The sequence below is a fragment of the Streptomyces sp. AN091965 genome (genome assembly GCF_022698285.1).
In the GTDB taxonomy this organism is placed as follows: Bacteria; Actinomycetota; Actinomycetes; order Streptomycetales; family Streptomycetaceae; genus Streptomyces.
In genome coordinates this window covers 4031915-4057364 of the sequence record NZ_JALDMY010000001.1, presented here as the reverse complement: position 1 = coordinate 4057364, position 25450 = coordinate 4031915, and the positions used below count along the sequence as shown (strand labels likewise).

The following is a 25450-nucleotide window of genomic DNA, read 5'->3' as shown; positions in this document are numbered from 1 at the left end:
GGGGGCGTACGACCAAGGGACCAGGCAGGGCCCGTCTCAAGGCAGGCGTCACGTGTCAGTGGTCGCTTCTACGCTGACGGGCATGACCGCCCACGACTCCCGCGACTCCCGCGACACCTCCCGCGACACCGATGTCGCCACCGCGCCGGCCGCCCCGCAGGCGGCACCCCACGAGGTGCCCGAGGGCGGTGTGCTTGCGAAACCGTATCGGGCGCTGAGCATCGGGATGGTCTCCGTCGTGCTGCTCATCGCCTTCGAGGCGACCGCCGTCGGCACGGCGATGCCGGTGGCGGCCCGCGAGCTCGACGGGGTGTCGCTGTACGCGTTCGGGTTCTCCGCGTACTTCACGACCAGCCTGTTCGGGATGGTCCTCGCCGGGCAGTGGGGGGACCGGCGCGGACCGCTCGGCCCGCTGACCGCGGGCATGTCCGCGTTCGCGGCGGGCCTCCTCCTGTCCGGCACGGCGGGCGCGATGTGGCAGTTCATCCTGGGCCGCGCCGTGCAGGGCCTCGGCGGCGGCCTCGTCATCGTGTCCCTGTACGTGGTGGTGAGCAGGGCCTATCCGGAGCGGCTCCGCCCGGCGATCCTGGCGTCGTTCGCGGCGGCCTGGGTGGTGCCGTCCGTGGTCGGCCCCCTGGTGTCGGGCACGGTCACGGAGCACCTGGGGTGGCGGTGGGTGTTCATCGGCGTCCCGGTCCTGGTCGCCGCGCCCCTCGCGCTCGCGCTGCCCGCGATCCGCCGCGACGCCTCGGGCCCGCTGGACCCCGACGCCCCCGCCGAGCCCCTGGACCGCCGCCGCGTCCGCCTCGCCCTCGGCATCTCGCTCGGCGCGGGCCTGCTCCAGTACGCGGGACAGGACCTGCGCTGGCTGTCCCTGCTCCCGGCGGCGGTCGGCGCGGCCGTCCTGGTGCCGTCCGTGCTCGGCCTGCTGCCGCGCGGCACCTACCGGGCCGCGCGCGGGCTGCCCTCCGTGGTGCTGCTGCGGGGCGTGGCCGCCGGGTCCTTCGTCGCCGCCGAGTCGTTCGTGCCGCTGATGCTGGTCAGCGAGCGCGGCCTGTCGCCCACGCTCGCGGGCCTCTCGCTCGCGGCGGGCGGCGCGACCTGGGCCCTCGGCTCGTACGCGCAGTCGCGGCCGCGCATGGAGGCCCACCGGGAGAAGCTGGTGGTCGTCGGCATGGTGCTCGTCGCCGCGGCCATCGCCACCGCGCCCGGCGTGCTGATCGACGCCGTGCCGGTGTGGACCGTCGCGGTCGCCTGGGGCGTCGGCTGCCTCGGCATGGGCATGGTCATCGCCTCGACCAGCGTGCTGCTGCTCCGCCTGTCGCCCCCGGAGGACGCGGGGACGAACTCCGCCTCGCTCCAGATATCCGACGGCCTGTCCAACGCCCTCCTGCTCGCCGCGGGCGGCGCCGCCTTCGCCGCGCTCGGCGGCGGCGTGATCGGCGCCCACGGCGCGGACGCCGGGGCCGCGGGCTCGCACCCGGGCGCCTTCACCGCGGTGTTCCTGCCGATGGCGGCCGTGGCGCTCGCCGGGGCATGGCTGGGCACACGCCTGCGGGGACCTGCGAAGACGGCCTGAATCATCCCCGGCGGACCGGTGTGAACCGCGTCGCACCCCGGGGCGGACCCGAGCGTCAGCCCCGGAGTGCGGTCATCCCACCGGTAGGGTGGCCCGGTTGTCGTACGTACCCCCAGCGTCAAAAACGGAGACCGTGACTACCACCGCCGCCTCCAACCACCACCTCTCGCCCGCCTTCCCGGGGCGCGCTCCCTGGGGCACTGCCAGCAAGCTGCGCGCCTGGCAGCAGGGGGCGATGGAGAAGTACATCCAGGAGCAGCCGCGCGACTTCCTCGCGGTGGCGACGCCCGGCGCCGGCAAGACCACGTTCGCGCTGACGCTCGCGTCCTGGCTGCTGCACCACCACGTGGTGCAGCAGGTCACCGTGGTCGCCCCCACCGAGCACCTGAAGAAGCAGTGGGCCGAGGCCGCGGCTCGCATAGGCATCAAGCTGGACCCGGAGTACAGCGCGGGCCCGCTCAGCAGGGAGTACCACGGCGTCGCCGTGACGTACGCGGGCGTCGGCGTCCGGCCCATGCTGCACCGCAACCGCTCGGAGCAGCGCAAGACCCTCGTCATCCTCGACGAGATCCACCACGCCGGTGACTCCAAGTCCTGGGGCGAGGCCTGTCTGGAGGCCTTCGAGCCCGCGACCCGGCGCCTGGCCCTGACCGGCACGCCCTTCCGCTCCGACACCAACCCCATCCCCTTCGTGACGTACGAGGAGGGGAACGACGGCATCCGCCGGTCCTCCGCCGACTACACGTACGGATACGGCAGCGCGCTCGGCGACGGTGTCGTGCGGCCCGTCATCTTCCTCTCCTACAGCGGCAACATGCGCTGGCGCACCAAGGCCGGTGACGAGATCGCCGCCCGGCTCGGCGAGCCGATGACCAAGGACGCGGTCTCGCAGGCCTGGCGCACCGCCCTCGACCCGCGCGGCGACTGGATGCCGAACGTGCTGCGGGCCGCCGACCGCCGCCTCAGCGAGGTCCGCAAGGCCATCCCCGACGCGGGCGCCCTGGTGATCGCCTCCGACCAGGAGTCGGCGCGCGCGTACGCCAAGCTCATCCGGGAGATCACCGGGACGAAGGCCACCCTCGTGCTCTCCGACGACACCGGGGCCTCGCAGCGCATCGACGACTTCAGCGGCAGCGACGACCGCTGGATGGTCGCCGTCCGCATGGTGTCCGAGGGCGTCGACGTGCCCCGGCTCGCGGTCGGCGTGTACGCGACGACGATCTCGACCCCGCTGTTCTTCGCCCAGGCCGTGGGCCGCTTCGTGCGCTCCCGGCGGCGCGGCGAGACCGCGTCCGTCTTCCTGCCCACCGTCCCCGACCTGCTCGGCTTCGCCAACGAGATGGAGGTCGAGCGCGACCACGCCCTCGACAAGCCGAAGAAGCAGGGCGAGGACGAGGACCCGTACGCCGAGTCCGAGAAGGAGATGGACGAGGCGAACAAGCAGCAGGACGAGGACACCGGTGAGCAGGAGCAGTTCTCCTTCGAGGCCCTGGAGTCCGAGGCCGTCTTCGACCGGGTGCTCTACGACGGTGCCGAGTTCGGCATGCAGGCCCACCCCGGCAGCGAGGAGGAGCAGGACTACCTCGGCATCCCGGGGCTCCTGGAGCCCGACCAGGTGCAGCTCCTGCTCCAGAAGCGGCAGGCCCGCCAGATCGCCCACAGCAAGAAGAAGCCCGCCGAGGAGGCCGACCTTCTGGAGCTGCCCGCGGAGCGGCGGCCCGTGGTCTCCCACAAGGAGCTCCTCGAACTGCGCAAGCAGCTGAACACGATGGTCGGGGCGTACGTCCACCAGAGCGGGAAGCCGCACGGGGTGGTCCACACGGAGCTGCGGCGCGTGTGCGGGGGGCCGCCGTCCGCGGAGGCCACCGCCGGGCAGCTGCGGCAGCGCATCGCCAAGGTGCAGGAGTGGGCCACGCGTATGCGGTAGCCGTGCGCCGCGCCGTCTTCGTCCGCGGATCGGCTGTGGCTGGGCGCGCAGTTCCCCGCGCCCCCAAAAAAGGCTGCTCCCGTGAGGCCTGCTCGTTACCGGAAGGTCGGGAAACGTGCGCACTCCGTGCAGGCATTGTGCGTTCCGCATACACATACGGGGGTGCGTATCGGGATGATCCGGACCGTCTTTCCGTCCCCTTGACCGGATTCTGGACGGAGTCTTCCGCTGAGCGGGACGCCCTCGCTACTGTCCCCGCTACACAACGCCCCGTGGCAGCGCCGCCCCGGAGCGCAGCCGGTGCCCGCCGCAGAGGGGGCCGTCGACCCTCACGACTAAGGAGTGGGCGTCGTGACCGCGGAGACATCTCAGACGCTCGACCGAGGACTGCGCGTCCTCAAGCTGCTCGCCGACACCGACCACGGCCTGACCGTCACCGAGCTGTCCAACAAGCTCGGCGTCAACCGGACCGTCGTGTACCGGCTCCTCGCCACCCTTGAGCAACACGCCCTCGTGCGCCGCGACTTGGGCGGCCGGGCCCGGGTGGGCCTCGGGGTCCTGCGGCTCGGCCGCCAGGTGCACCCCCTGGTGCGCGAGGCCGCCCTGCCCGCCCTGCGCTCCCTCGCCGAGGACATAGGGGCCACGGCCCACCTGACCCTCGTCGACGGCACGGAGGCGCTCGCCGTCGCCGTGGTCGAGCCGACGTGGACCGACTACCACGTGGCGTACCGGACCGGGTTCCGCCACCCCCTGGACCGGGGCGCCGCGGGCAAGGCCATCCTCGCCGCCCGGCAGGGGCACATCACCGACCCCGGGTACGCGCTCACCCACGGCGAACTGGAGGCCGGGGCCAGCGGCGCCGCCGCCCCCCTGGTCGGCGTGACCGGCCTGGAGGGCAGCGTGGGCGTGGTCATGCTCGCGGACTCGGTGCCCGAGCGGGTGGGCCCGCGGGTGGTGGACGCGGCCCGCGAGGTCGCGGAGGCGCTGCGCTGAGGAAATCCAAGCCCGTCCGGCGTTTGAGGACGAGCAGGCCGCAGGCCGCGATCCCCCGCGCCGCGGGTGACCCATTACATTTGAGGCTGTGCTGTCCCGCCTCGCTCGTCTGAGCCGCCCCAAAGTCCTCGCCCTGGCTGCCGCGCCGGTCGTCGCCCTCCTGGCCGTTGCTGGGCTCGCGCCCCTCCCGTTCGCCGTGGCGCAGCCCGGCGGCACCGCCGACGTGCTGGGGGAGTACGAGGGCAAGCCGGTGCTCACGATCTCCGGGGCGCCCACGCGGAAGACCGAGGGCCAGCTGCGGATGACGACGATCGTGGCGACGGGGCCGCAGATGACCGTGCGGCTCGGCGACGTGATCGACGGCTGGTTCCGTACGGACCGGGCCGTGATGCCCAAGGACTCGGTCTATCCGGACGGCGACGACGAGAAGAAGGTCGAGGAGCGCAACCTCGGCGACATGCGCGAGTCGCAGGACGACGCCACGAAGGCGGCGCTGCACTACCTGCGCGCGGACGGCGTGGACGGCACCGACAAGGTCAAGGTCAACGCCGACCTGGGGAAGATCGGCGGGCCGAGCGCCGGGCTCTTCCTCGCGCTCGGCATCATCGACAAGCTGGACGGGAACGGCAGCGGCGGCGACCTGACCGGCGGCCGCACGATCGCCGGGACCGGCACGATCAAGGCGGACGGCAAGGTGGGCGCCGTCGGCGGCGTCTCCCTGAAGACGCAGGCCGCGGCCCGTGACGGCGCCACCGTCTTCCTCGTGCCGAAGGCCGAGTGCTCGGACGCCGAGGCGGAGAAGCCGAAGGGGCTTCAGCTGGTCCCGGTCACCACGCTGTCCGGTACGGTCGACGCGCTGCGGGCGCTGCAGAAGGGCGAGAAGGTTCCGAGCTGCTGACCAGGCGCAGGCCCAACTCGACCATGGTCCAGCCCAGTTGGGTGCGGATCGGGGGCCTGGCCGGTCTGCGGGCGGGGGCCTCGCGGCGCAGCTCGGCGGCGCGGGTGTCGTGCAGGAGCAGATGGATGTCGGGGTGCACGGTGACGCACTCCTCCCGGTCGTCTTGGATGCCTCAGTCGTCTTGGATGTCTCAGTCGTCGTGGGCGTCGGGTGCGGTCGTCGTCGGGAACGCGTGCAGGTGGATGCGCACCCGGGCCGCGTCCGGAGCGTCGTCGTCGGGGGACAACTGCCGGTAGCTCTCGATGAGTTCGTGGACCTTGCGGCCCAGCTCCGCGTTCTGCGCCGGGGTGAGCCGCAGCGTGAAGTCGCTCATGTCCGAGGACTCGACCCACTCCTTGGACCAGTCGCCCTCGGTGCCGAGCCAGGTGGCCAGCTCCTGGGCGTGGTGCGTCGCGGACTCGTGCAGATAGGCGTTGAGCGCGCCCCGCACCTCCGGGGTCGGGTCGGTGCGCAGGTCGTCGTCCAGGTACGTGCCCTGGTGGACGGAGCGCCACCACCGCTCCCTGCCCTTGCCGCGCTCCGGGTCGTCCTCCGCGAAGCCGTACTCCGCGAGCTGGCGCAGGTGGTAGCTGGTCGCGCCGCTCGACTCGCCCAGACGGGCGGCGAGTTGGGAGGCGGTGGCCGGGCCGTCGAAGCGCAGTGAGGTGAGCAGCCGCATCCGCAGTGGATGCGCGAGGCCGCGCAGCGAGCGCGCGTCGAGGTGATGGATCTTCCGGGGCTTCGGGTCCTGCGTCATGCTCATCAGCGTACGCATGCAAAGACTCCGTTGCAACGCATTCTTTGCAAGGGAGTCTTTGCATGGCCGGAAGGCGCCGGGAGCGCCTCCGGGACGGGGGCTACTCCTTCACGAAGCCCTGCTCCACCATCCAGTCCTTCGCCACCTCGTGCGGATCCTCGCCGTCCACGTCGACCTTGGAGTTCAGGTCCTGCGCCACCTTGTTGTCGAGCTTCTTCGTGATGGGCGCGAGGACCTCCGCGATCTCCGGGTACTTCTTGAGGGTCTTGCTGTTGATCTCGGGGGCCGCGTTGTAGTTGGGGAAGAAGTGGCGGTCGTCCGCCATCGGCGTCAGGTTCATGGCCTTGATGCGGCCGTCCGTCGTGAAGACCTCGCCGTACGTGCAGGTGCCCTTCCGGGCCTGGGTGTAGATGATCCCGGTGTCCATCTGCGTGATGTTCCCGGCCGGGAGCTTCATGCCGTACGCCTTCTGCATGCCGGGCAGGCCGTCCGCGCGGTTGGCGAACTCGCCCTCCACGCACACCGTGACGGCCTTGGGGTCCTTCTTCGCCAGGGCGGCGACGTCGGACAGCGTCTTGGTGCCGTACTTCTTGAAGTTGGACTCGTTCATGGCGAGGGCGTAGGTGTTGTTCAGGGAGGCGGGCGGCAGCCAGGTCAGGCCGTTCTTCGCGTCGGCCTCGCGGACCACCTCCCACTGCTGGCGCGGGTCGGTGACGGGCTTGGCGTTGCCGAGGTAGGTGATCCACGCGGTGCCCGTGTACTCGTACATGGCGTCCGCGTCCCCGCCCTTGACCGCCTCCCGCGCGCCGATCGAGCCCTGGATGCCGGTGCGGTCCAGGACGTCCGCGCCCGCCGCCTGGAAGGCGATGCCCATGATCGCGCCGAGGATCAGCTGCTCGGTGAACTCCTTCGAGGTGACCGTGAGGTCGGCGCCCTTCAGGGGCTGCCCCCGGCCGACGGTGCCGGGCTTCACGTCGTCCACCATCGGCGAGCCGCTGGTCAGACCGCAGCCGCCCGCCGCCAGGAGGACCCCGGCCACCGCGCCCCACGCCTTCGTACGCGCCGCCCACCTCATGAGCGCACCTCCAGACCGCGCGGGCTGAGGACCACTTCGGCGAGCGAGGCCAGCCAGTCCACGAGCAGGGCGAGGACCACCGTGAGGATCGAGCCGAGCATCAGGACCGGCATGCGCTGGTTGGTGATGCCCGTGGTGATCAGGACGCCGAGGCCCCCGCCGCCGCCGAAGGTCGCGAGCGTCGCCGTGCCCACGTTCAGGACGAGCGCGGTGCGCACGCCCGCGAGGATCAGCGGGACGGCCAGCGGGAGTTCGACCCGGGCGAGCACGCCGAGCGGGGACATGCCGATGCCCCGCGCGGCTTCGAGCAGGGTGGGATCGTTCGCCTTCAGGCCCGCGATCGTGTTGGAGAGCACCGGCAGGACGGCGTAGATGATGATGCCCGTCAGGGCCGCCTTCTCGCCGATGCCCATCCAGATCACCAGGAGGGCGAGCAGGCCGATCGCGGGCGTCGCCTGGCCCGTGTTCGCCAGGGCCATGGCCACCGGGGCGCCCTTGCGGAAGCGGCGCCGCGTCAGCAGGATCCCCAGCGGGATCGCGATGATCAGCACGAAGAAGGTGGAGATCGCCGTCAGCTCGACGTGCTGCCGCAGGGCCTTGCCTACCTGGCCGTTGGACAGCGCGTTCTTGGAGATCTCGTCCAGGTCGGCCTGCTCGAACCAGATCCAGGTGGCGATCAGGACCGCCGCGAGCAGCGCGGGCAGGAACGTCAGCTTCTGCCAGGTCACCCGGCGCGGCTCGCGCGCCACCGGGGTCGCGGGCGTCTCCTGCCCGGCCTCGCCGTCGTCGCGGAAGGCCAGGCCCTTGACCTCGTGCTCGCCGCGCGGGCGCGACGCCTGCCGGGCGGCGTGCTTGCGCTCGGGGACGCGCGGCTCGTTGCCGGGCACCGGACTCAACGCTCCGCCTCCCCGCCGCCGTCGCCTTCCTGCTCCTTCTGCGTCAACTGGGCCCGCTGCTGCTCCAGTTCGTGCTGGTGCTCCAGGGCGTCGAGGCGGTCGGCCTCCAGCATCTCGTGCACGGAGTTCATCAGCGTCTCCATGTCGACGACGCCCGTGTACTCGCCGCGCCGCCCGGTCACGGCGACCCGGCCCGCGTTGTCGGTGAGGACCGCCTCCAGGGCGTCGCGGAGCGTGGCGTCCCGGGTCACCGTGTCGTGCACGAGGGTGCCGGCGCGGGCCAGGGAGCCCTTGGCGCGCATCAGGTCGCCGCGCCTGAGCCACTTGTAGGGGCGGCCGCGCTTGTCGAGCAGGAGCAGTTCGTTGGTGCCGCTCGCGCGCAGCTTGTCGAAGATGGTCTGGAGCGGGTCGTCGACCGTCACCGTCGGCACGTCGGCCATCTCCACGTCCCGTACGCGCGTCAGGTTCAGCCGCTTCAGGGCCGCGCCCGCGCCGACGAAGCCCGACACGAAGTCGTCGGCCGGGTTGGTGAGGATCGCCTCGGGGGTGTCGAACTGCGCGATGTGCGAGCGCTCGCGGAGCACGGCGATGCGGTCGCCCAGCTTGATGGCCTCGTCGAAGTCGTGGGTGACGAAGACGATCGTCTTGTGCAGCTCGTGCTGGAGCCGGATCAGCTCGTCCTGGAGGTGGTCGCGGGTGATCGGGTCGACCGCGCCGAACGGCTCGTCCATGAGGAGCACGGGCGGATCGGCCGCGAGCGCCCGGGCCACGCCCACGCGCTGCTGCTGGCCGCCGGAGAGCTGGCGCGGATAGCGGCCGTGGAACTCGGCCGGGTCGAGCCCGACCAGGTCCAGCATCTCCTCCACCCGCTCCTTGATCCTGGCCTTGCCCCAGCCCACCATCTTCGGGACGAGCGCGATGTTCTGAGCGACCGTCATGTGCGGGAAGAGGCCGGAGGACTGGATGGCGTAGCCGACCTTGCGGCGCAGCTTCACCGGGTCGATGTCGGTGACGTCCTCGCCGTTGATGCGGATGCGGCCGCTGGTCGGCTCGATCAGCCGGTTGATCATCTTCAGCGTGGTGGACTTGCCGCAGCCCGAGGGGCCGACGAAGATCACGATCTCGCCCGCCTTGATCTCCATGTTCACGCTGTCCACGGCCGGTTCGGAGCTGCCGGGGTAGCGCTTGGTGAGGCTTTCGAGCTCGATCGTCGCCCCGGTGGTGGCGGTGGCCCCGGTGGCGGGCGAGGTGGCGGTGGAGCCCGCCTGGTCGGCGGTGGAGCCCGCCGCGCCGGGCGCGGGGGACGGGGCGGGCCTCTCCGGAGTCTCAGACACGGATCCCCCTCGGAATCGTCAGACGGCCGATCAGGACGTACGCGGCGTCGAAGAGCAGCGCCAGGACGATGATCCCGAGCGTGCCCGCGAGCACTTGGTTGAGCGCGTTCTTGCTGCCGAGCGAGGCGATGCCGCGGAAGATCTCGTTGCCGAGCCCCGGCCCGGAGGCGTAGGCGGCGATCGCGGCGATGCCCATCAGCATCTGGGTGGAGACCCGGATGCCGGTCAGGATCGGCGGCCACGCCAGCGGCAGCTCGATCCGCACGAGCCGGTGCAGGCGGGACATCCCGATGCCCTTCGCGGCGTCCACCAGGGTGGGGTCGACGCCGCGCAGGCCCACGATGGAGTTGCGCACGATCGGAAGGAGGCCGTACAGCGTCAGGGCCGTCACCGTCGGCGCGACGCCGAGGCCCACGACCGGGATCAGCAGACCGATCATGGCGAGCGACGGGATGGTCAGGATCGTGGAGGTCGCGGTCGTGGCGAGGTTGCCCGCCCACTCGCTGCGGTACGTGGCCACACCGATCAGCACGCCGATGACCGTGGCCACCACCATGCACTGGAAGACCGCGCTGGCGTGCTGGTACGCGTCCATCAGCAACTGCTGGTGACGGTTGCCGAGGTAGTCCCAGAAGTTCACCGTGCCGCTCACCTCGCGGGGTGCGCCAGACGGCGCGGGGAGTCTCCCCGCGCCCGCGTGCGTCGTACGGGTGGATCGCCCTACTCCCTACCCACACCCACGTCGCTCGTGCCGTCAGCCGCCGGACGCCTGCTCCACCAGCGGGATGATCCGCAGCGGAACGGGGTTCTCCATGACGATCGCCGTGGAGGCCCGGACGATGCCATCAAAACCCACCACCCGGTCGATCACACGTTGGAGATCCGCGTTGGAGCGGGCCACCAGACGGCACAGCATGTCGCCGTGCCCGGTGATGGTGTGCAGTTCGAGGACCTCGGCCACGCCCGCCAAGTGCGCCCGCACGTCGGCGCCCTGGCCCTGTTTGATCTCCAGGGTCGCGAACGCCGTGACCGGGTAGCCGAGCGCCGCCGGGTCCACCTCCGGGCCGAAGCCGCGGATGACTCCGTTCGACTGAAGCCGGTCCATGCGGGCCTGCACCGTGCCGCGTGCGACGCCGAGCCTGCGGGACGCCTCCAGGACGCCGATCCGCGGCTCGCGCGCGAGCAGCACGATGAGCCTGCCGTCCAGATGATCGATCGACATGCCGCCTCCGAAATGGTCAGGATGTACAGAACGCCCGGCGTTCCTCGGCGTTCGCTGCGCACATTGCCCAGTGAATACGCGAACTATTGCGCATCTTGCGGTTCGGCGGGAGCCTCGGAGTATGACTCAGACCACACACACCACGCCCGAAACCGCGCGCGAGGCCGACCCCTTCCCGGTCAAGGGAATGGACGCGGTCGTCTTCGCCGTGGGCAACGCCAAGCAGGCCGCGCACTACTACTCCACGGCGTTCGGCATGAAGCTCGTGGCCTACTCCGGACCGGAGAACGGCAGCCGCGAGACCGCCAGTTACGTTCTGGAGAACGGCGCCGCGCGGTTCGTCTTCACCTCGGTCATCAAGCCCTCCACCGAGCGGGGCGCCTTCCTCGCCGAGCACGTGGCCGCGCACGGCGACGGCGTCGTCGACCTCGCCATCGAGGTGCCGGACGCGCGCGCCGCGTACGCGTACGCCGTCGAGCACGGGGCGCGCGGCATCGACGAGCCGTACGAGGTCAAGGACGAGAACGGCACGGTGGTCCTCGCGGCCATCGCGACGTACGGCAAGACCCGCCACACCCTGGTCGAGCGCAAGGGCTACGACGGCCCGTACCTGCCCGGCTTCGTGGCGGCGTCGCCGATCGTCGAGCCGCCCGCCAAGCGGACCTTCCAGGCCATCGACCACTGTGTGGGCAACGTCGAGCTCGGCAAGATGAACGAGTGGGTCGGCTTCTACAACAAGGTCATGGGCTTCACGAACATGAAGGAGTTCGTGGGCGACGACATCGCGACCGAGTACTCGGCGCTGATGTCGAAGGTGGTGGCCGACGGGACCCTGAAGGTGAAGTTCCCGATCAACGAGCCCGCCATCGCCAAGAAGAAGTCCCAGATCGACGAGTACCTGGAGTTCTACGGCGGCGCGGGCGTCCAGCACATCGCGCTCGCCACGAACGACATCGTCGCCACGGTGCGCGCCATGCGCGCGGCGGGCGTGCAGTTCCTCGACACCCCCGACTCCTACTACGACACCCTCGGCGAGTGGGCCGGTGAGACCCGGGTGCCCGTGGAGACGCTGCGCGAGCTGAAGATCCTGGTCGACCGCGACGAGGACGGCTATCTGCTGCAGATCTTCACCAAGCCGGTCCAGGACCGGCCGACGGTCTTCTTCGAGATGATCGAGCGCCACGGCTCGATGGGCTTCGGCAAGGGCAACTTCAAGGCCCTGTTCGAGGCGATCGAGCGCGAGCAGGAGAAGCGCGGCAACCTCTGAGCCGCCCCTTCCGGGTACGGGACCGGGCGCCGCCTCAGCGAGGCGCCCGGGCCCCGCGGGGAGCGGGGAGCTTCGGGACCGGGGCTCCCGGTGGGGCGTAGAGCTGGGCGGGGCCGCCCTCGGGCGGGTCGCCCAGGGCCTCAAGGGCGCTGCGCGCCGCCGCGGCGCCCAGCGGGGAGAAGTACGGGTTCACCCGCAGGGCCTCCGTGAGATGCCGCCGCGCCGCCCCGTACCGCCCGAGCTCCCGCTCGATCTCCCCCCGGTGATAGGCGAACACCGCACTGCGCGGCCCCTTCTTCATCGCCCGCTCCGCGAACGGAAGCCCTGCCCCTGAGTCCCCGGCCCGGTGCAGCGCCCACCCCAGCGCGTCCGCGTTCTCCGGACTCCCGTGCCGCGCGAACTCCGCCCGCAGCCGCCGCACCGCGGCCTCCGGGTCCCCGTGGTCCGCCTCGAAGAGCCCGAGCACCCGCTCGTCGTTCACGCCGCCGCGCCCGGCGTCCCGGACCCGCGCCCGCACCAGGTCGTACTGCGCCCGCGCGGCGGGCATCAGCTTCAAGGACTCGTACAACTCGCCCAGCTCCAGGGCGTACTGCGGCTCCGGCCACTTGGCGAGCGCGCCCCGGTACGCCTGCAGCGCCTCCGAGGTGCGGCCGAGCGCGGCGAGGGCGCGCCCCTTCGCCGCCAGCGCGGGAGGCTGCCCCGGGTCGGCCGCGAGCGCCGCCTCGGCGTAGCGAAGGGCCTGCGCGGGCTCGCCCCGCTCCCAGGACAGCTCCCCGACCCGGTGGAGCGCCGCGGCCCGCTCGGCGGGGCCCTCGGCGAGCGCCGCCGCGTCGGTGAGCGCGGCCGCCGCATCCTCGCGCCAGCCCCGGTCGCGGTAGACCGTCCCGGCCCGGGCCATGACGGCCGCCCCGGACCTCAGCTTCTGCAGCGCCGCCAGCGAACGGGCCACGCCCTTGGCGTCACCGAGGCCCCGGTAGGCCTCGATGAGCACCGGATACGTCATCCACCGCTTCGGCGCGAGCCGCACCGCCCGCTCGCCCCACGTCCGCGCCGCCCGGTAGTCGTGCCGCGCGCCGGCGAGCGCCGCGAGCCCGGCGACGGCGTCCGCGTTCCCCTCGGGCCGCGCCTTCAGGGAGGCGCGCAGCGCGTGCTCGGCCTTCGGGTAGGACATGAAGTCCCCCGTCCGCGCGCCCTGTTCGACGTACGCCGAGCCGAGGACCGCCCACGACTGGTCGTCGCCGGGGTGCGCCCGCAGATGGGCCTCGCGCTCGCCGATGAGCGCGGCCAGGTCGGGCAGCGCGGCCGGCACCCCGGTGCCCGCGGCGGCCAGGGCGCGCCCGGCGGGCCCCGGCGCGGGTGGTGCGGCCCGCTCGCCCGCGCCGGGCACCAGCACGAGCACCAGTACGCCGCCCAGCACGGCGGCGCCCGCCACGGACCCCACGAGGGCCCGCCGCAGCCCGCGCCGGCGCGGCCGCCGCTCCCCGGCGAGCCCGTCGAGCAGCCGGGCCACGGACCCGGCGGGGCCGAGCGCCGGGGCCCGGCCCTCGGCGGGGCTCGCGGCCTGCTCCTCGCCCGCGCCGGGCTTCTCGGTCTCCATGGCGCTCACTGTGCGTCAATACGAAGATCGCGTCGCGGCACGCGGAGGGCGTCGCACACGGGTTCACACCGATGGCCCCGGGTGCGAGGCTGTGATCATGAGCAGCGCCCTCATCGAAGCCCTCCGGGCGGGCCTCCCCGCCGACGCGGTCCTCACCGACCCGGACGTCACGTCCTCGTACGCGCACGACATGGCGAGCTTCTGCGCGGCGGGCAGCCCGGCCGCGGTCGTCCTGCCCCGCACCGTCGAGCAGGTCCAGCACGTCATGCGCACTGCCACCGAGCTGCGCGTGCCCGTCGTGCCGCAGGGCGCCCGCACGGGCCTGTCGGGCGGGGCCAACGCCAGCGACGGCTGCGTCGTGCTCTCGCTCGTGAAGATGGACCGCATCCTGGAGATCAACCCCGTGGACCGCGTGGCCGTCGTCGAGCCGGGCGTCGTCAACGCCGCTCTCTCGCGCGCGGTCGCCGCCCACGGCCTCGCCTACCCGCCCGACCCCTCCAGCTGGGAGACGTGCACCATCGGCGGGAACATCGGCACCGCGTCGGGCGGCCTGTGCTGCGTGAAGTACGGCGTGACGGCCGAGTACGTCCTCGGCCTCGACGTCGTCCTCGCCGACGGGCGCCTCCTGCGCACCGGCCGCCGCACCGCCAAGGGCGTCGCCGGATACGACCTGACGCGCCTGTTCGTCGGCTCCGAGGGGAGCCTCGGCATCGTCGTCCGGGCGATCCTCGCGCTCAAGCCGCAGCCGCCCCGACAGCTCGCCCTCGCGGCCGAGTTCGGCTCGGCGGCCGCGGCCTGTGACGCCGTGTGCCGGATCATGGAGGGGGGCCATGTGCCGTCGCTCCTCGAACTGATGGACCGCACGACGATCCGGGCCGTCAACTCCCTCGCCCACATGGGCCTGCCGGAGACCACCGAGGCCCTGCTCCTGGCCGCCTTCGACACCCCGGACCCGGCCGCGGACCTCGCCGCCGTCGGCGCCCTGTGCGAGGCGGCGGGCGCCACCCAGGTCGTCCCCGCGGAGGACGCGGCCGAGTCCGAACTCCTGCTCCAGGCGCGCCGCCTGTCGCTCACCGCCCTCGAAGCGGTCAAGGGCACCACGATGATCGACGACGTGTGCGTGCCGCGCTCCCGGCTCGGCGACATGCTCGACGGCGTCGAGCGCATCGCGGACAAGTACGCCCTGACCATCGGCGTGTGCGCGCACGCGGGCGACGGCAACACGCACCCCACCGTCTGCTTCGACGCCGCCGACCCCGACGAGTCCCGGCGCGCCCGCGAGTCCTTCGACGAGATCATGGCCCTCGGCCTCGAACTCGGCGGCACCATCACCGGTGAGCACGGCGTCGGCGTCCTCAAGAAGGAGTGGCTGGCGCGCGAACTCGGACCCGTCGGCGTCGAGATGCAGCGCGCCGTCAAGGCCGCCTTCGACCCGCACCACCTCCTCAACCCGGGCAAGCTCTTCTGAGAGCCCTCGCTCTCACCCACCCCCGTGGTGGGCTCCCCCGTGACGCTCGCGCTCACTCACCGTCCTTGGACTCGTCAGAGGGCCACGGGTCCCGCAGCCACAGCTCGTCGGCGCGGCCGGGGGTGGGGGCGAGCAGCTCGGCGAGGCCGTCGTCGATGCCGAGCCGCTCGGCCTCAGAGCCCGGAGGGACCACCCGCAGGGTGCGCTCCAGCCAGGCCGACACGGCGGGCGCCGGGGCCTCCAGGAGCGCGTCCCCGTCGGGGGAGCTCAGCGCCATCAGGACCACGGACTTGCCCTCGACCTTCGTCGGCCACACCCGCACGTCGCCGTGGCCGCACGGCCGGAACACCCCCTCCACGAGCAGCTCCCGGGCGAACGTCCAGTTCACGGGGTTCTCCGAGCCGATGTGAAAGGCGATGTGGACGGCGTACGGATCGTCGGTGCGGTAGCTGAGCCGGGCCGGCACGGGGATCGAGCGCTCCGGCGAGAGGACCAGTTTCAGCTCCAGCTCGCGTTCCACCACGGTGTGCATATCGCTCGCGCTTCCTTTCTCTCTTCTCTGTTCCGCGCGGACCCGGAACAGGCCCGCAGAGAGTCAGAGCGCGAGGAGCGCCGAGCATTACGCGACTTCGGGAAAGTTTTTCGGAGAACTTTCGAAGGGCTCGTACGGGCCCCCGTCCGCGCCCCCGTACGAGCCCTTCGTACGAGGTCGGGGAGGAACCGTGCACGGAAGGGGGCGGTGCGGCGGGAGCCCCCCGGCGACACGCGCCGGTCTGATAGATGTGGAGCCGCACACGACCCCCGAGCAGATACGGGACGACGGACATGAGCGCCCCAACCCCGGCCCCCGGCGACGACAGGCCCCGCGAGGGCTACTACCCCGATCCGTCCATCCCCGGCTACGTCCGGTACTGGAACGGCGCCGCCTGGGTGCCCGGTACGAGCCGCCCGGCGCCGTCCGACGGTGAGCCCCTGCCCGCCCCGCCGCGCTCGGCGGCCGCCGCGGTGCCCGCGCCCGCACCGCAGGTCGAGGAGACGGGCCCCGTCTTCTTCGACGAGGAGCCGGAGGGCGTCGCCCAGTCCGAGGAGCCGGGGCCCGACGCCGGTCAGGAGCCCGCGTCGGCCTGGGGCGCGGACGCCGCCCGGCAGAGCGGGCTCGGCGGCGAGCAGGACCAGCGGGTGTCGTGGGGCGCGCCCGGACAGCAGGACCCCCGGCGGTCGGCCGAGCCCGCGGCCCGCCCCGACGCGGCCGCGCCGGGCGCCGCCCAGGGCACCGCGAACCGCGTGCCCGCGCAGGCGCGCCCCGAGGACGCCGCCCAGGCCCCCGGCGTCAAGGCGGGCGCTGTGCAGCCCCCCTCCGGCGAGGGAACGGTCACCTTCCGCCGCCCCACCGGACCGGTGAAGCCCGGCGGCCCTGCCACGCCCGGCGCGTCCGGCGGCGCCGAGGGCACGATGGCGATCAGGGCGCTGCACCCCAAGCCGGCCCCGGGGTCCGCGGCACCCGCCGCTCCTTCCGCTCCGTCCGCGCCTTCCGTGCCCGCCGCACCCGCCGTACCGTCCGCGCCTTCCGTGCCGCAGCAGACCGGTGCCCCCGGGAGCGGGGGAGTGGTGACCCCCGGCCCCGGTGGAGGCGCCGCCTCCTGGGCGCAGCAGGTGCACCAGCTCGCCCAGCCGCCCGCGGCCCCGCAGGGTGACGGGCCCGTCGTGCCGTGGAAGCCGGTGGCCACGGACCCGTTCGCGGCGGTGGCGCAGGCCCAGGCCGAGGCGCGGCCCGCCGCGCTCGGCAAGCGGCTCGTGGCGCGGCTCGTCGACACCGTCGTCCTCGCCGCGGTCACCGCGGGGGCCGCGCTGCCGCTCGGCACGCGGGCCGCGGACCACATCGACAGCAAGATCGACGCGGCGAAGCTGTCCGGCGAGAAGGTCACGGTCTGGCTGCTCGACGGCACCACCGCGGGCTACCTCGGCATCGTCCTCGGCGTGCTGCTGTTCTTCGGCGTCCTGTACGAGGCGCTGCCGACGGCCAAGTGGGGGCGCACGCTCGGCAAGAAGCTGTGCGGGATCCAGGTGCGGGGCATCGAGGGGCACGGGGCGCCGTCCTTCGGGGCGGCCCTGCGGCGCTGGCTCGTGTACGCCGTGCCCGGGATCCTGGTGGTGGGAGTGCTCGGCGTGCTGTGGTGCCTGTTCGACCGGCCGTGGCGCCAGTGCTGGCACGACAAGGCCGCGAAGACGTTCGTGGCGTCCTGACCGGGGCGCGCGCCCCGCAAGGGGCGCGGGGAACTGCGCGACCAGCCACAATGGACCGGCAGACGTGATGGACGGGGAGGTAACCCGGACAGCCGCCCATCACATGCAGGGGCTTCCACTTCGAGGTGCACTCACCCCATGAGCACCGAACCGCCGCCCTACCCCACAGGACCGGACCCCGACGACAACGATCCGTTCAAGAAGCAGCCGCCCCCGCCGGGCCAAGGCGGTGGATCGCCCTATGACACCCCGCCCCCGGGCGGCGGTGCCCCGCCCCCGCCCTACGGCGGTGACCCCTACGGCGCTCCCGACCCCCTCGGGGGCATGCCCCCCTTGGCCGACAGCGGCAAGCGCGTCCTCGCCCGCATCATCGACATGATCCTCGTCGGCATCGTCGTCTGGGCGCTCACGTGGCTGTTCGGCACGCACGAGTACGACCTGGACCCCGACAAGGTGGACGCGGGCAAGTCGTTCGGCCAGTCGCTCCTGGCCGCCGTGCTGTACATCGCCTACGACAGTTACTTCATCTCCAAGTCCGGCCAGACGCTGGGCAAGAAGTGGCTGAATCTGCGGGTGGCGAACCTCAACGACGGGGCCACGCCCACCCTCCAGTCGGCGCTCGCCCGCGCCGCGGTCCTGTGGATCCCGTTCGCGTTCTGCTGCGCGTGCATCTGGACGGCGATCTGCGGCGGCTGGAGCTTCTTCGACAAGCCGTACAAACAGGGCCTGCACGACAAGGCGGCCAAGACCGTGGTGGTCAGCACGGGCTGAGCCGCGCGCGGCGGACGGCGGCCGCGGGGCAGGTGGAAGCGGCGCCCGCGCGATGCGGGACGCTCGTCAACCGGCGGGTTCGTGGAGGTGGTTCACGATCCCGCCGGTTCTGTATGCGTATGTCCGTACGGAACCGTCAAGGACCGGCGGGTTCCCGTACGGAGGCGGAGGCGGAGGCGGCGGCCGCGCTGGCCCGCGAGGGCTCCCGCGTCGGCACGGGCGCGATGACCGTGCGCTGGGCGGGGACCTGGTGCTCCGCGGGGGCGGTGGTGGTCTTGCCGCGCCCCTGCTTGGGCAGCGGAACCGTTAAGGCGACGAGCAGTCCGAGCCCGAGCGCGGCAAGGGCTATGACCGCGATTCCTGGGGGTGAGGTCGCCTGCGACAGGAGCAGCATGGCGAGGGTGGAACAGATGACGGTCGCGGAACCATACGAGAGCTGTGCGACGGTCGGACGAGGCATGGGGCGAGACATGGCGTGATCCGTCCTCGGGACAGCGGATGCGGGGGTGATCCTGGGGCTATGGGGGTTGTGGGTGGGGCATAGCGGAACGTATACGAATCGAAGGGGGCTTTTTGGCGTCGGCTTGGATGCCTTGCCGAGCACCCGCGCCTGCCGTTGATTTGGCGCCGTTCTCCAGGGTCTGGCTCTATTTGCCTGCATGCCCGACGCGACCACGCGGTAAGCGTGACCTTACCCACGGCGCCGGTGCACGGGGGGCGCATAGATTCATGCATTCCATCAACTGGACGGTCGCACGCGCCGGTTGACGATGCAATATGCCGCTCGGTCGTGCCGCCGCCACACACCGCGTGCGTCCGGATAGTGGACAAGCGGGTCTGCATAGAGCATTTGGCCTGTTCAAGTCAAGGTCTGTCTTTTCTCTTCACCCTCCGGTCGAATGTCGTCACTTATGACGCGCTTACCGCGCGCGGACCTCCTTGACCGGGACACCTCCGGTTCCGCGGCGGGAGCGGGGGAGGAAACCATCAAGTGAGAGTCAAGAGACGGGCGTTCCGTGCCGCGGCCGCCACGGTCGCGGTGGCCGCGGCCGCCGCGACGTTCTCGGCGTACGGGGTGGCGGTCGCCGACGACGGCGCGAAGGCACCCTCGGCCAAGGACGGGCAGGCCGTTGACCGCCGCGATCCGGCGGACGCCAAGACGGGTGTCGACCACGACCTGGACGGGCCCTTCAGCAAGCAGCAGGCCCAGCAGCGCAAGGCCGCCCTGGAGCAGGTCGTGTCGGGCGAGGCCGAGGTCAAGAAGCGCGGCGGCTCCAACGTCGTCAAGCTCGACGACAAGAAGTACGTCGAGCTGGGCCGCGAGCAGACCGACAAGATCTTCACGATCCTGGTGGAGTTCGGGGACAAGGTGGACGACACCACCATGTACGACCCCGACGGCCCCGACGGTCCCGAGCAGCCGGTCAAGAAGTACGGCGGCACGCCCGGACCGCAGCACAACAAGATAGCCAAGCCGGACCGTGCGAAGGACAACAGCACGGCCTGGCAAGCCGATTACAACCGCAAGCACTTCCAGGACCTGTACTTCGGCAAGGGCAAGGACAGCAAGGGCAAGACCAAGCACTCGCTGAAGACGTACTACGAGAAGACCTCCTCCGGGCGCTACTCGGTCGACGGCACGGTCTCCGACTGGGTCAAGGTCGACTACAACGAGGCCCGTTACGGCTCGAACTACTGCGGCGACAACAACTGCGCCAACGTCTGGGACGCGGTGCGCGACGGCGTCACGGCCTGGGAGAAGGACCAGAAGGCCAAGGGCCGTACGGACGCGCAGATCAAGGCGGACCTCGCGAAGTACGACAAGTGGGACCGCTACGACTTCGACAACGACGGCAACTTCAACGAGCCCGACGGCTACATCGACCACTTCCAGATCGTCCACGCCGGTGAGGACGAGTCCGCCGGCGGCGGGGCCGAGGGCCCCAACGCCCTGTGGGCGCACCGCTGGTACGCCTACGGCGACGATGCGGGCAAGACGGGCCCCGGCAACAACAAGGCGGGCGGCACCCAGATCGGCAAGTCCGGCATCTGGGTCGGCGACTACACGATGCAGCCGGAGAACGGCGGCCTCGGCGTCTTCGCCCACGAGTACGGCCACGACCTCGGCCTGCCGGACCTCTACGACACGACGGGCCCCGGCGCGGCCGGTGAGAACTCCGTCGGCTTCTGGTCGCTGATGTCGGCCGGCTCCTGGCTCGGCACCGCCAAGAACGCCATCGGCGACCTGCCCGGCGACATGACCTCCTGGGACAAGTTCCAGCTGGGCTGGCTCAACTACGCCAAGGCGAAGGCCGCGACGAAGTCCACGCACAAACTGGGCGTGTCCGAGTACAACACCCGCAACAAGCAGGCGCTGCTCGTCACGCTGCCCAAGAAGTCGGTCACCACGACGGTCGTGAAGCCCACCGAGGGCGCGAACCAGTGGTGGAGCGGCCAGGACGACGACCTCAGGAACACCCTGACCCGGTCCGTCGACCTCACCGGCAAGTCGAAGGCCGAACTGTCCCTCGACGGCTGGTGGGACATCGAGCGGAACTACGACTACCTCTACACCGAGGTCTCGACGGACGGCGGCGCCAGCTTCACGCCCGTCGACGGCACCGCCGACGGCAAGCAGATCACCCGTGACGGCGGCGACAAGCCCGCGCTCACCGGCTCGTCGACGAAGTACCAGAAGCTCGTCTACCCGCTCGACGCCTACGCGGGCAAGAAGATCGACGTCCGCTTCCGCTACGCCACGGACGGCGGCACCTCGCTCAAGGGCTTCACCGCCGACCAGATCACGCTGACCGCGGACGGCGCCAAGCTGTTCACCGACGGCGCGGAGAACGGCGACAACGGCTGGAAGGTGAAGGGCTTCTCGCGCATCGGCGAGTCCTTCACGAAGAAGTACGAGCAGTACTACTTCGCCGAGAACCGCCAGTACGTGTCGTACGACAAGACCCTCAAGGCGGGTCCGTACAACTTCGGCTTCTCCACGACGCGTCCGGACTGGGTGGAGCACTACCCGTACCAGACCGGCCTGTTGGTCTGGCAGTGGGACACCTCCCAGAAGGACAACAACGTCAGCAAGCACCACGGCAAGGGTCTGATCCTGCCGGTGGACGCGCACGCCAAGCCGCTGAAGTGGAAGGACGGCACGTTCCTCCGGAACAAGATCCAGCCGTACGACGCGCCGTTCTCGAAGTACCGCACCGACGCCTTCACGCTCCACAACGCGGACGTCGCGCTGAAGCTGAAGTCGCGCGCCGGGGTCTCGGCCTTCGATGACCACAAGGGCACCTACTGGTACCCGGAGAACCCCACGGGCAGCGTCAAGGTCACTGACACCAACACCAAGATCAAGATCGTGAAGCAGCCCAAGGACGGCTCCTCGATCACGGTCCAGGTGGGCCCCTCCGTCCGGTAATTTTGCGTTCCCCCAGGTCAGAGGCGTATTTCTGACCGAGCGGCCGTCGCCCCCTAGCGGGCGGCGGCCGTTCGTGTTTAGGTGCGTGCTGTGGATTCCTTATTGACGCGACGTCTCACGGGGGTGTGACACGGCATGGCCGCAGGAGGCTTCTGCAAGCTGCCGAACGGCAGTGTGGTGGTGGCGCTGACCCTGCCGAGCCCCGGCGCTCCGGCGGGCGGCGGTGCGCGGGTACGGGTGCTCGTGCACGCCGTGAACCGGGCGCGTGCCCTGACCCGGCTGCGGAATCTCGGCCTGCGGGCGGTGTACCTGCGCGGCAACGCGGAGCCGCCCACGCCGGACGAGGTCACGGCGGTCCTGCACCACCCCGACGGCCTCATATGGCGCACGGCCCCCATGCAGGGCGCGCAGGAGCTGTGGCACCCGATCAGGTCCCTGCTGCGCCGGGCGGCGGCCTGACCCGCGTGGGACGCCCCTGACCCGCCCCTTCCCGATCCGGGGGCTGCCGCCCCCCGTGCCCCCGCCTTTTTCGGCGCTCCGCGCCTCGTCCTCAAACGCCGGACGGGCTGGATCCGGGCGGAGCCCCCAGGAATCGGGCGAGGGTCACACCACCGGCTTGCCCGTCAGCTCGACGCCCGCGGCGCGGAGCTCCTCCAGGGCCCGTTCCGTCGTGGCCTCGGCCACGCCCGCCGTCAGGTCCAGCAGGACATGGGTGCGGAAGCCCTCGCGGACCGCGTCGAGCGCGGTGGCCCGCACGCAGTGGTCCGTGGCGATCCCCACCACGTCCACCTCCCGCACCTGCCGCTCCCGCAGCCACCGCGCCAGCGGCACCCCGTTCTCGTCGGCCCCCTCGAAGCCGGAGTACGCCGCCGAGCGCTCCCCCTTGGAGAAGACGGCGTCGACGGCCCCGGACGCCACGGCGGGCGCGAAGTTCGGGTGGAAGCCGACGCCCTCGGTCCCGGCCACGCAGTGCGGCGGCCAGGAGTCGACGTAGTCGGGCGTGGCGGAGAAGTGGTCGCCGGGGGCGATGTGGTGGTCACGGGTGGCCACGACGTGGCGGTAGCAGGCGGACGTCTGGCCGATGAGGTCGGTGATGGCGGCGGCCACGTCCGCGCCACCCGCCACCGCCAGGCTGCCCCCCTCGCAGAAGTCGTTCTGCACGTCTACGACAATCAGGGCGCGGCGCATGGCGGGTGTCCTTCGTTAGCTGGATGAATCGAGCGTAGAGACTTCACGTCCGATGCGGGAGGGGGCGGCGGTCACACGAACTCCGTGGGGATGACGGCCTCGCCCCGCGAGAGCTGGGTCGCCGAGAGCGGCAGCGAGGCCCGGGCCGCCGCGTGCCGGTCGCGGACGGTGTCCAGGGGCTCCCGGGCGAGCACCGCGCCGCCCTTGATCAGCTCGACGTGGAGCTGGTGGTCGGCCAGGTCCGCGGGGACCGGCCCGGTGCCGACGACCTCGGCCTCGGCGACCCCCTGGGCGTCGGGGCGGCGCGCGGCCCACTTGCGGCCGCCCAGGGACGACTTGGCGCCGAGCGACTTCTTCGCGACGGGTTCGAGGGGCGCCTTCGGGTCGGCGGAGCGGGCGCGGGCGACCAGCTTGTAGACCATGGAGCAGGTGGGGTGCCCGGAGCCGGTGACCAGCTGGGTGCCCACGCCGTAGGCGTCCACGGGCGCGGCCGCCAGCGAGGCGATGGCGTACTCGTCCAGGTCGGAGGTGACGACGATCTTGGTCTGGGTGGCGCCGAGCTCGTCCAGCTGCTGCCGCACCCGGTGCGCGACCAGGAGGAGGTCGCCGGAGTCGATGCGGACGGCGCCGAGCTCCGGGCCCGCGATCTCGACGGCCATCCGGACGGCCTCGCCGACGTCGTAGGTGTCGACGAGCAGGGTCGTGCCGCGGCCGAGGGAGTCCACCTGGGCGCGGAAGGCGTCGCGCTCGCTGTCGTGGACGAGGGTGAAGGCGTGCGCGGAGGTGCCGACGGTCGGGATGCCGTAGCGGAAGCCCGCGGCGAGGTCGGAGGTGGTGGTGAAGCCGCCGACGTAGGCCGCCCGGGACGCGGCGACGGCCGCCAGCTCGTGGGTGCGGCGCGCGCCCATCTCGATCAGCGGCCGCCCGCCCGCGGCGGAGGCCATCCGGGACGCGGCCGCGGCGATGGCCGAGTCGTGGTTGAGGATCGACAGGATCACGGTCTCCAGGAGCACGCACTCCGCGAAGCTGCCCTCGACCCGCAGGATCGGCGAGCCGGGGAAGTACACCTCGCCCTCCGGGTAGCCCCACACGTCCCCGCTGAAGCGGTACGAGGCGAGCCACTTCAGGGTCGGCTCGTCCACGACGCCGCGCTCGCGCAGGAAGGAGAGGACGTCCGCGTCGAAGCGGAAGTTCTCCACGGCGTCCAGGACCCGGCCGGTCCCGGCGACCACTCCGTAGCGGCGGCCCTCGGGCAGACGGCGCGTGAACACCTCGAAGACCGAGCGGCGGTGCGCGGCGCCGGACTTGAGCGTGCCCTGCAACATCGTCAACTCGTAGTGATCCGTGAAGAGCGCGGTCGACGGAACGTCGACCGGCAGCCCCAGGTCATGCTCCCCATGGTTCATACGACGGATGCTACCGCTCATCTCGTCACTCTGACGATTTCGGGGGTCCGTTTGTGCGGTCACCCCCCGCGGGTGGCAGCATGGGACAAGTGAGTAGCGCGGCTCCTGCAGAGATCACCCGCCCGGACGCGGACGAAGAGACCTTCGCGGTCCCCGAACCCGACGTCCCCTGGATCACCCTGGTGCACAACGACCCGGTGAATCTCATGAGCTACGTGACGTACGTCTTCCAGACGTACTTCGGGTACTCCAAGGACAAGGCGACCAAGCTCATGCTCGACGTCCACCACAAGGGCCGTGCCGTCGTCTCCGCGGGAACGCGCGAGGAGATGGAGCGCGACGTGCAGGCGATGCACGGGTACGGGCTGTGGGCCACCCTCCAGCAGGACCGGAAGTAGCGACGCGACCGATGCCAGGACACTTCGAACCGATCCCGGGGGGCGGCGCGGCCGTCGCGCTCGACGAGGTCGAGATCTCCATCATCCGCTCCCTCGCCGTACAGCTCCTGGAGCTGATCGGCCCCGGCGACGAGCCCGCGGGCGCCGAGGACGACCTCTTCGCCGAGCTCTTCGCGCCGGGCCCGAGCGAGCCGCCCGCCGACCCGGTGCTCAAGCGGCTGCTCCCGGACGCGTACGGCGGCCCCGGCACCGAGGGCGCCTCCGAGGCGCAGGCCGCCGAACTGCGGTCGTACTCCGCGGAGTTCCGCCGCTTCACCGAGAACGACCTGCGGGCGCGCAAGCGGGACGACGCGCTCGCGGTGGTCCGCTGCCTGGACGCGCTGACCGTCGCGGGCGAGGGCGGCGCCGTCCTGAAGCTGTCCGTCGACGACTCGCGCCGCTGGCTCGGCGCGCTCAACGACCTGCGGCTCGCGATCGGCACCCGCCTGGAGGTGACCGACGAGGAGGACACCGACATCCTCTACCGCCTGCCGGACGCCGATCCGCGCAAGCCGATGGTGATGGCGTACCTGTGGCTGGGGGGACTCCAGGAGACCCTCGTCGACACGCTGACCGGATGAGGCGGGACCCGGCCGGGGCGGCGCGGGACCCGGCCGGGCGTGAAGTTCTTCCGAGGGCCGGTGTGAAGGTTTTCTGTCGGACGGGGTGACGGTTTCCCGGCGTCCGCGTGACGTCTTCTTGAAGATCGTGGACGTTCGCTCAACGGACGCTCAAATCCGGATAACGATCGGGTCACCACACCGTCCGCATATGGCGCTCGATAGGAGTTTTGTCCGCTTCTTCCTGTGGTGTGCGCCATAAAGGACTCATTCGATCACTGTGACGGTCGTGATAAATGTTCACGACCGCTCGGTGACGCCACCCATGTCGCCGACGGCACGCCAGGGGCCGACTGACCGTC

Annotated in this window: 23 protein-coding genes; 12 read left to right on the top strand and 11 right to left on the bottom strand. The window is 71.7% G+C overall.

Annotation, left to right across the window (positions count from 1 at the left end; genetic code table 11):
• The first annotated feature begins 82 nt into the window (after window positions 1–82).
• The 4 genes from MQV74_RS17020 to MQV74_RS17005 all read left to right on the top strand — a co-directional run bounded on the left by MQV74_RS17020 (window position 83) and on the right by MQV74_RS17005 (window position 5397).
• Window positions 83–1579: an MFS transporter gene (locus MQV74_RS17020; RefSeq protein WP_242718583.1), complete on the top strand. Its 1497-nt coding sequence runs from the start codon at window positions 83–85 to the stop codon at window positions 1577–1579.
• A 133-nt stretch (window positions 1580–1712) separates the two neighbouring features.
• Window positions 1713–3506, top strand: a complete 1794-nt coding sequence (locus MQV74_RS17015) for a DEAD/DEAH box helicase (protein ID WP_242718581.1) — start codon at window positions 1713–1715, stop codon at window positions 3504–3506.
• Between the two features lie 351 nt (window positions 3507–3857).
• Entirely contained in the window at window positions 3858–4499 is a 642-nt protein-coding gene (locus MQV74_RS17010) for an IclR family transcriptional regulator (RefSeq protein ID WP_030680755.1), read from the top strand.
• An 88-nt stretch (window positions 4500–4587) separates the two neighbouring features.
• A complete protein-coding gene (locus MQV74_RS17005; RefSeq protein WP_242718579.1) occupies window positions 4588–5397 on the top strand; it encodes a S16 family serine protease in 810 nt (269 codons plus the stop codon).
• 190 nt (window positions 5398–5587) lie between these two features.
• On the opposite strand, the gene MQV74_RS16995 is transcribed toward MQV74_RS17005, so the two are convergent.
• The 6 genes from MQV74_RS16995 to MQV74_RS16970 form a co-directional block, all read right to left on the bottom strand.
• On the bottom strand, window positions 5588–6199 hold the full coding sequence (locus MQV74_RS16995) for an ArsR/SmtB family transcription factor (protein WP_242728776.1): 612 nt from the start codon (window positions 6197–6199) through the stop codon (window positions 5588–5590).
• Between the two features lie 94 nt (window positions 6200–6293).
• A complete protein-coding gene (locus tag MQV74_RS16990) occupies window positions 6294–7268 on the bottom strand; it encodes a glycine betaine ABC transporter substrate-binding protein (RefSeq protein ID WP_374120633.1) in 975 nt (324 codons plus the stop codon).
• Window positions 7265–8155 carry an ABC transporter permease gene (locus MQV74_RS16985; RefSeq protein ID WP_242728772.1) on the bottom strand — a complete coding sequence of 297 codons (891 nt, stop codon included), beginning with the start codon at window positions 8153–8155 and terminating at the stop codon, window positions 7265–7267. Before MQV74_RS16985 ends, MQV74_RS16990 begins: the two co-directional genes overlap by 4 nt.
• 5 nt (window positions 8156–8160) lie before the next feature.
• Entirely contained in the window at window positions 8161–9372 is a 1212-nt protein-coding gene (locus MQV74_RS16980; protein ID WP_242728770.1) for a betaine/proline/choline family ABC transporter ATP-binding protein, read from the bottom strand.
• A gap of 118 nt (window positions 9373–9490) precedes the next feature.
• A complete protein-coding gene (locus MQV74_RS16975; RefSeq protein ID WP_242718575.1) occupies window positions 9491–10138 on the bottom strand; it encodes an ABC transporter permease in 648 nt (215 codons plus the stop codon).
• Window positions 10139–10252: 114 nt separating this feature from the next.
• On the bottom strand, window positions 10253–10720 hold the full coding sequence (locus MQV74_RS16970; RefSeq protein WP_242718573.1) for an Lrp/AsnC family transcriptional regulator: 468 nt from the start codon (window positions 10718–10720) through the stop codon (window positions 10253–10255).
• A gap of 121 nt (window positions 10721–10841) precedes the next feature.
• Between MQV74_RS16970 and hppD the strand changes: the two genes are divergently transcribed.
• Window positions 10842–11987: a 4-hydroxyphenylpyruvate dioxygenase gene (hppD, locus tag MQV74_RS16965; protein ID WP_242718571.1), complete on the top strand. Its 1146-nt coding sequence runs from the start codon at window positions 10842–10844 to the stop codon at window positions 11985–11987.
• Between the two features lie 34 nt (window positions 11988–12021).
• On the opposite strand, the gene MQV74_RS16960 is transcribed toward hppD, so the two are convergent.
• Window positions 12022–13584 (bottom strand): tetratricopeptide repeat protein, encoded by a 1563-nt coding sequence (locus MQV74_RS16960; RefSeq protein WP_242718569.1) that lies wholly within the window; start codon window positions 13582–13584, stop codon window positions 12022–12024.
• Between the two features lie 97 nt (window positions 13585–13681).
• Between MQV74_RS16960 and MQV74_RS16955 the strand changes: the two genes are divergently transcribed.
• Window positions 13682–15052, top strand: coding sequence for an FAD-binding oxidoreductase (locus MQV74_RS16955; RefSeq protein ID WP_242718568.1), 1371 nt, complete (start codon window positions 13682–13684; stop codon window positions 15050–15052).
• Between the two features lie 52 nt (window positions 15053–15104).
• On the opposite strand, the gene MQV74_RS16950 is transcribed toward MQV74_RS16955, so the two are convergent.
• Entirely contained in the window at window positions 15105–15584 is a 480-nt protein-coding gene (locus MQV74_RS16950) for an SsgA family sporulation/cell division regulator (RefSeq protein ID WP_030680789.1), read from the bottom strand.
• 293 nt (window positions 15585–15877) lie between these two features.
• On the opposite strand from MQV74_RS16950, the gene MQV74_RS16945 reads away from it, so the two are divergent.
• Entirely contained in the window at window positions 15878–17296 is a 1419-nt protein-coding gene (locus MQV74_RS16945; protein ID WP_242718566.1) for an RDD family protein, read from the top strand.
• A gap of 138 nt (window positions 17297–17434) precedes the next feature.
• Window positions 17435–18067, top strand: a complete 633-nt coding sequence (locus MQV74_RS16940) for an RDD family protein (RefSeq protein ID WP_242718564.1) — start codon at window positions 17435–17437, stop codon at window positions 18065–18067.
• A 136-nt stretch (window positions 18068–18203) separates the two neighbouring features.
• On the opposite strand, the gene MQV74_RS16935 is transcribed toward MQV74_RS16940, so the two are convergent.
• Window positions 18204–18527, bottom strand: a complete 324-nt coding sequence (locus tag MQV74_RS16935) for a hypothetical protein (protein WP_242718562.1) — start codon at window positions 18525–18527, stop codon at window positions 18204–18206.
• A gap of 531 nt (window positions 18528–19058) precedes the next feature.
• On the opposite strand from MQV74_RS16935, the gene MQV74_RS16930 reads away from it, so the two are divergent.
• Together MQV74_RS16930 and MQV74_RS16925 are read left to right on the top strand one after the other, a co-directional pair.
• The gene (locus MQV74_RS16930) at window positions 19059–21497 is read left to right on the top strand and encodes an immune inhibitor A domain-containing protein (protein WP_242718560.1); all 2439 of its coding nucleotides are present in this window, start codon (window positions 19059–19061) and stop codon (window positions 21495–21497) included.
• Between the two features lie 135 nt (window positions 21498–21632).
• Window positions 21633–21956, top strand: a complete 324-nt coding sequence (locus MQV74_RS16925; RefSeq protein WP_242718558.1) for a hypothetical protein — start codon at window positions 21633–21635, stop codon at window positions 21954–21956.
• A 144-nt stretch (window positions 21957–22100) separates the two neighbouring features.
• Here the strand turns inward: MQV74_RS16925 and MQV74_RS16920 are convergent, their stop codons facing one another.
• Both MQV74_RS16920 and MQV74_RS16915 read right to left on the bottom strand, forming a co-directional pair.
• A complete protein-coding gene (locus MQV74_RS16920) occupies window positions 22101–22685 on the bottom strand; it encodes an isochorismatase family protein (RefSeq protein ID WP_242718556.1) in 585 nt (194 codons plus the stop codon).
• Between the two features lie 71 nt (window positions 22686–22756).
• A complete protein-coding gene (locus tag MQV74_RS16915) occupies window positions 22757–24091 on the bottom strand; it encodes a nicotinate phosphoribosyltransferase (RefSeq protein WP_242718554.1) in 1335 nt (444 codons plus the stop codon).
• Between the two features lie 80 nt (window positions 24092–24171).
• On the opposite strand from MQV74_RS16915, the gene clpS reads away from it, so the two are divergent.
• Both clpS and MQV74_RS16905 read left to right on the top strand, forming a co-directional pair.
• Window positions 24172–24489 (top strand): ATP-dependent Clp protease adapter ClpS, encoded by a 318-nt coding sequence (gene clpS / locus MQV74_RS16910; protein ID WP_030680803.1) that lies wholly within the window; start codon window positions 24172–24174, stop codon window positions 24487–24489.
• 11 nt (window positions 24490–24500) lie between these two features.
• Window positions 24501–25109 (top strand): DUF2017 domain-containing protein, encoded by a 609-nt coding sequence (locus tag MQV74_RS16905; protein ID WP_242718552.1) that lies wholly within the window; start codon window positions 24501–24503, stop codon window positions 25107–25109.
• Window positions 25110–25450 lie beyond the last annotated feature (341 nt).

What these genes read in the sequence shown, in the direction of transcription:
- MQV74_RS17020 (WP_242718583.1), top strand. Translation starts at nt 83, where the DNA reads ATGACCGCCCACGACTCCCGCGACTCCCGCGACACCTCCCGCGACACC.
- MQV74_RS16995 (WP_242728776.1), bottom strand. Translation starts at nt 6,199, where the DNA reads ATGAGCATGACGCAGGACCCGAAGCCCCGGAAGATCCATCACCTCGAC.
- MQV74_RS16990 (WP_374120633.1), bottom strand. Translation starts at nt 7,268, where the DNA reads ATGAGGTGGGCGGCGCGTACGAAGGCGTGGGGCGCGGTGGCCGGGGTC.
- MQV74_RS16970 (WP_242718573.1), bottom strand. Translation starts at nt 10,720, where the DNA reads ATGTCGATCGATCATCTGGACGGCAGGCTCATCGTGCTGCTCGCGCGC.
- hppD (WP_242718571.1), top strand. Translation starts at nt 10,842, where the DNA reads ATGACTCAGACCACACACACCACGCCCGAAACCGCGCGCGAGGCCGAC.
- MQV74_RS16960 (WP_242718569.1), bottom strand. Translation starts at nt 13,584, where the DNA reads ATGGAGACCGAGAAGCCCGGCGCGGGCGAGGAGCAGGCCGCGAGCCCC.
- MQV74_RS16955 (WP_242718568.1), top strand. Translation starts at nt 13,682, where the DNA reads ATGAGCAGCGCCCTCATCGAAGCCCTCCGGGCGGGCCTCCCCGCCGAC.
- MQV74_RS16950 (WP_030680789.1), bottom strand. Translation starts at nt 15,584, where the DNA reads ATGCACACCGTGGTGGAACGCGAGCTGGAGCTGAAACTGGTCCTCTCG.
- MQV74_RS16945 (WP_242718566.1), top strand. Translation starts at nt 15,878, where the DNA reads ATGAGCGCCCCAACCCCGGCCCCCGGCGACGACAGGCCCCGCGAGGGC.
- MQV74_RS16940 (WP_242718564.1), top strand. Translation starts at nt 17,435, where the DNA reads ATGAGCACCGAACCGCCGCCCTACCCCACAGGACCGGACCCCGACGAC.
- MQV74_RS16935 (WP_242718562.1), bottom strand. Translation starts at nt 18,527, where the DNA reads ATGCCTCGTCCGACCGTCGCACAGCTCTCGTATGGTTCCGCGACCGTC.
- MQV74_RS16925 (WP_242718558.1), top strand. Translation starts at nt 21,633, where the DNA reads ATGGCCGCAGGAGGCTTCTGCAAGCTGCCGAACGGCAGTGTGGTGGTG.
- MQV74_RS16920 (WP_242718556.1), bottom strand. Translation starts at nt 22,685, where the DNA reads ATGCGCCGCGCCCTGATTGTCGTAGACGTGCAGAACGACTTCTGCGAG.
- MQV74_RS16915 (WP_242718554.1), bottom strand. Translation starts at nt 24,091, where the DNA reads ATGAACCATGGGGAGCATGACCTGGGGCTGCCGGTCGACGTTCCGTCG.
- clpS (WP_030680803.1), top strand. Translation starts at nt 24,172, where the DNA reads ATGGGACAAGTGAGTAGCGCGGCTCCTGCAGAGATCACCCGCCCGGAC.
- MQV74_RS16905 (WP_242718552.1), top strand. Translation starts at nt 24,501, where the DNA reads ATGCCAGGACACTTCGAACCGATCCCGGGGGGCGGCGCGGCCGTCGCG.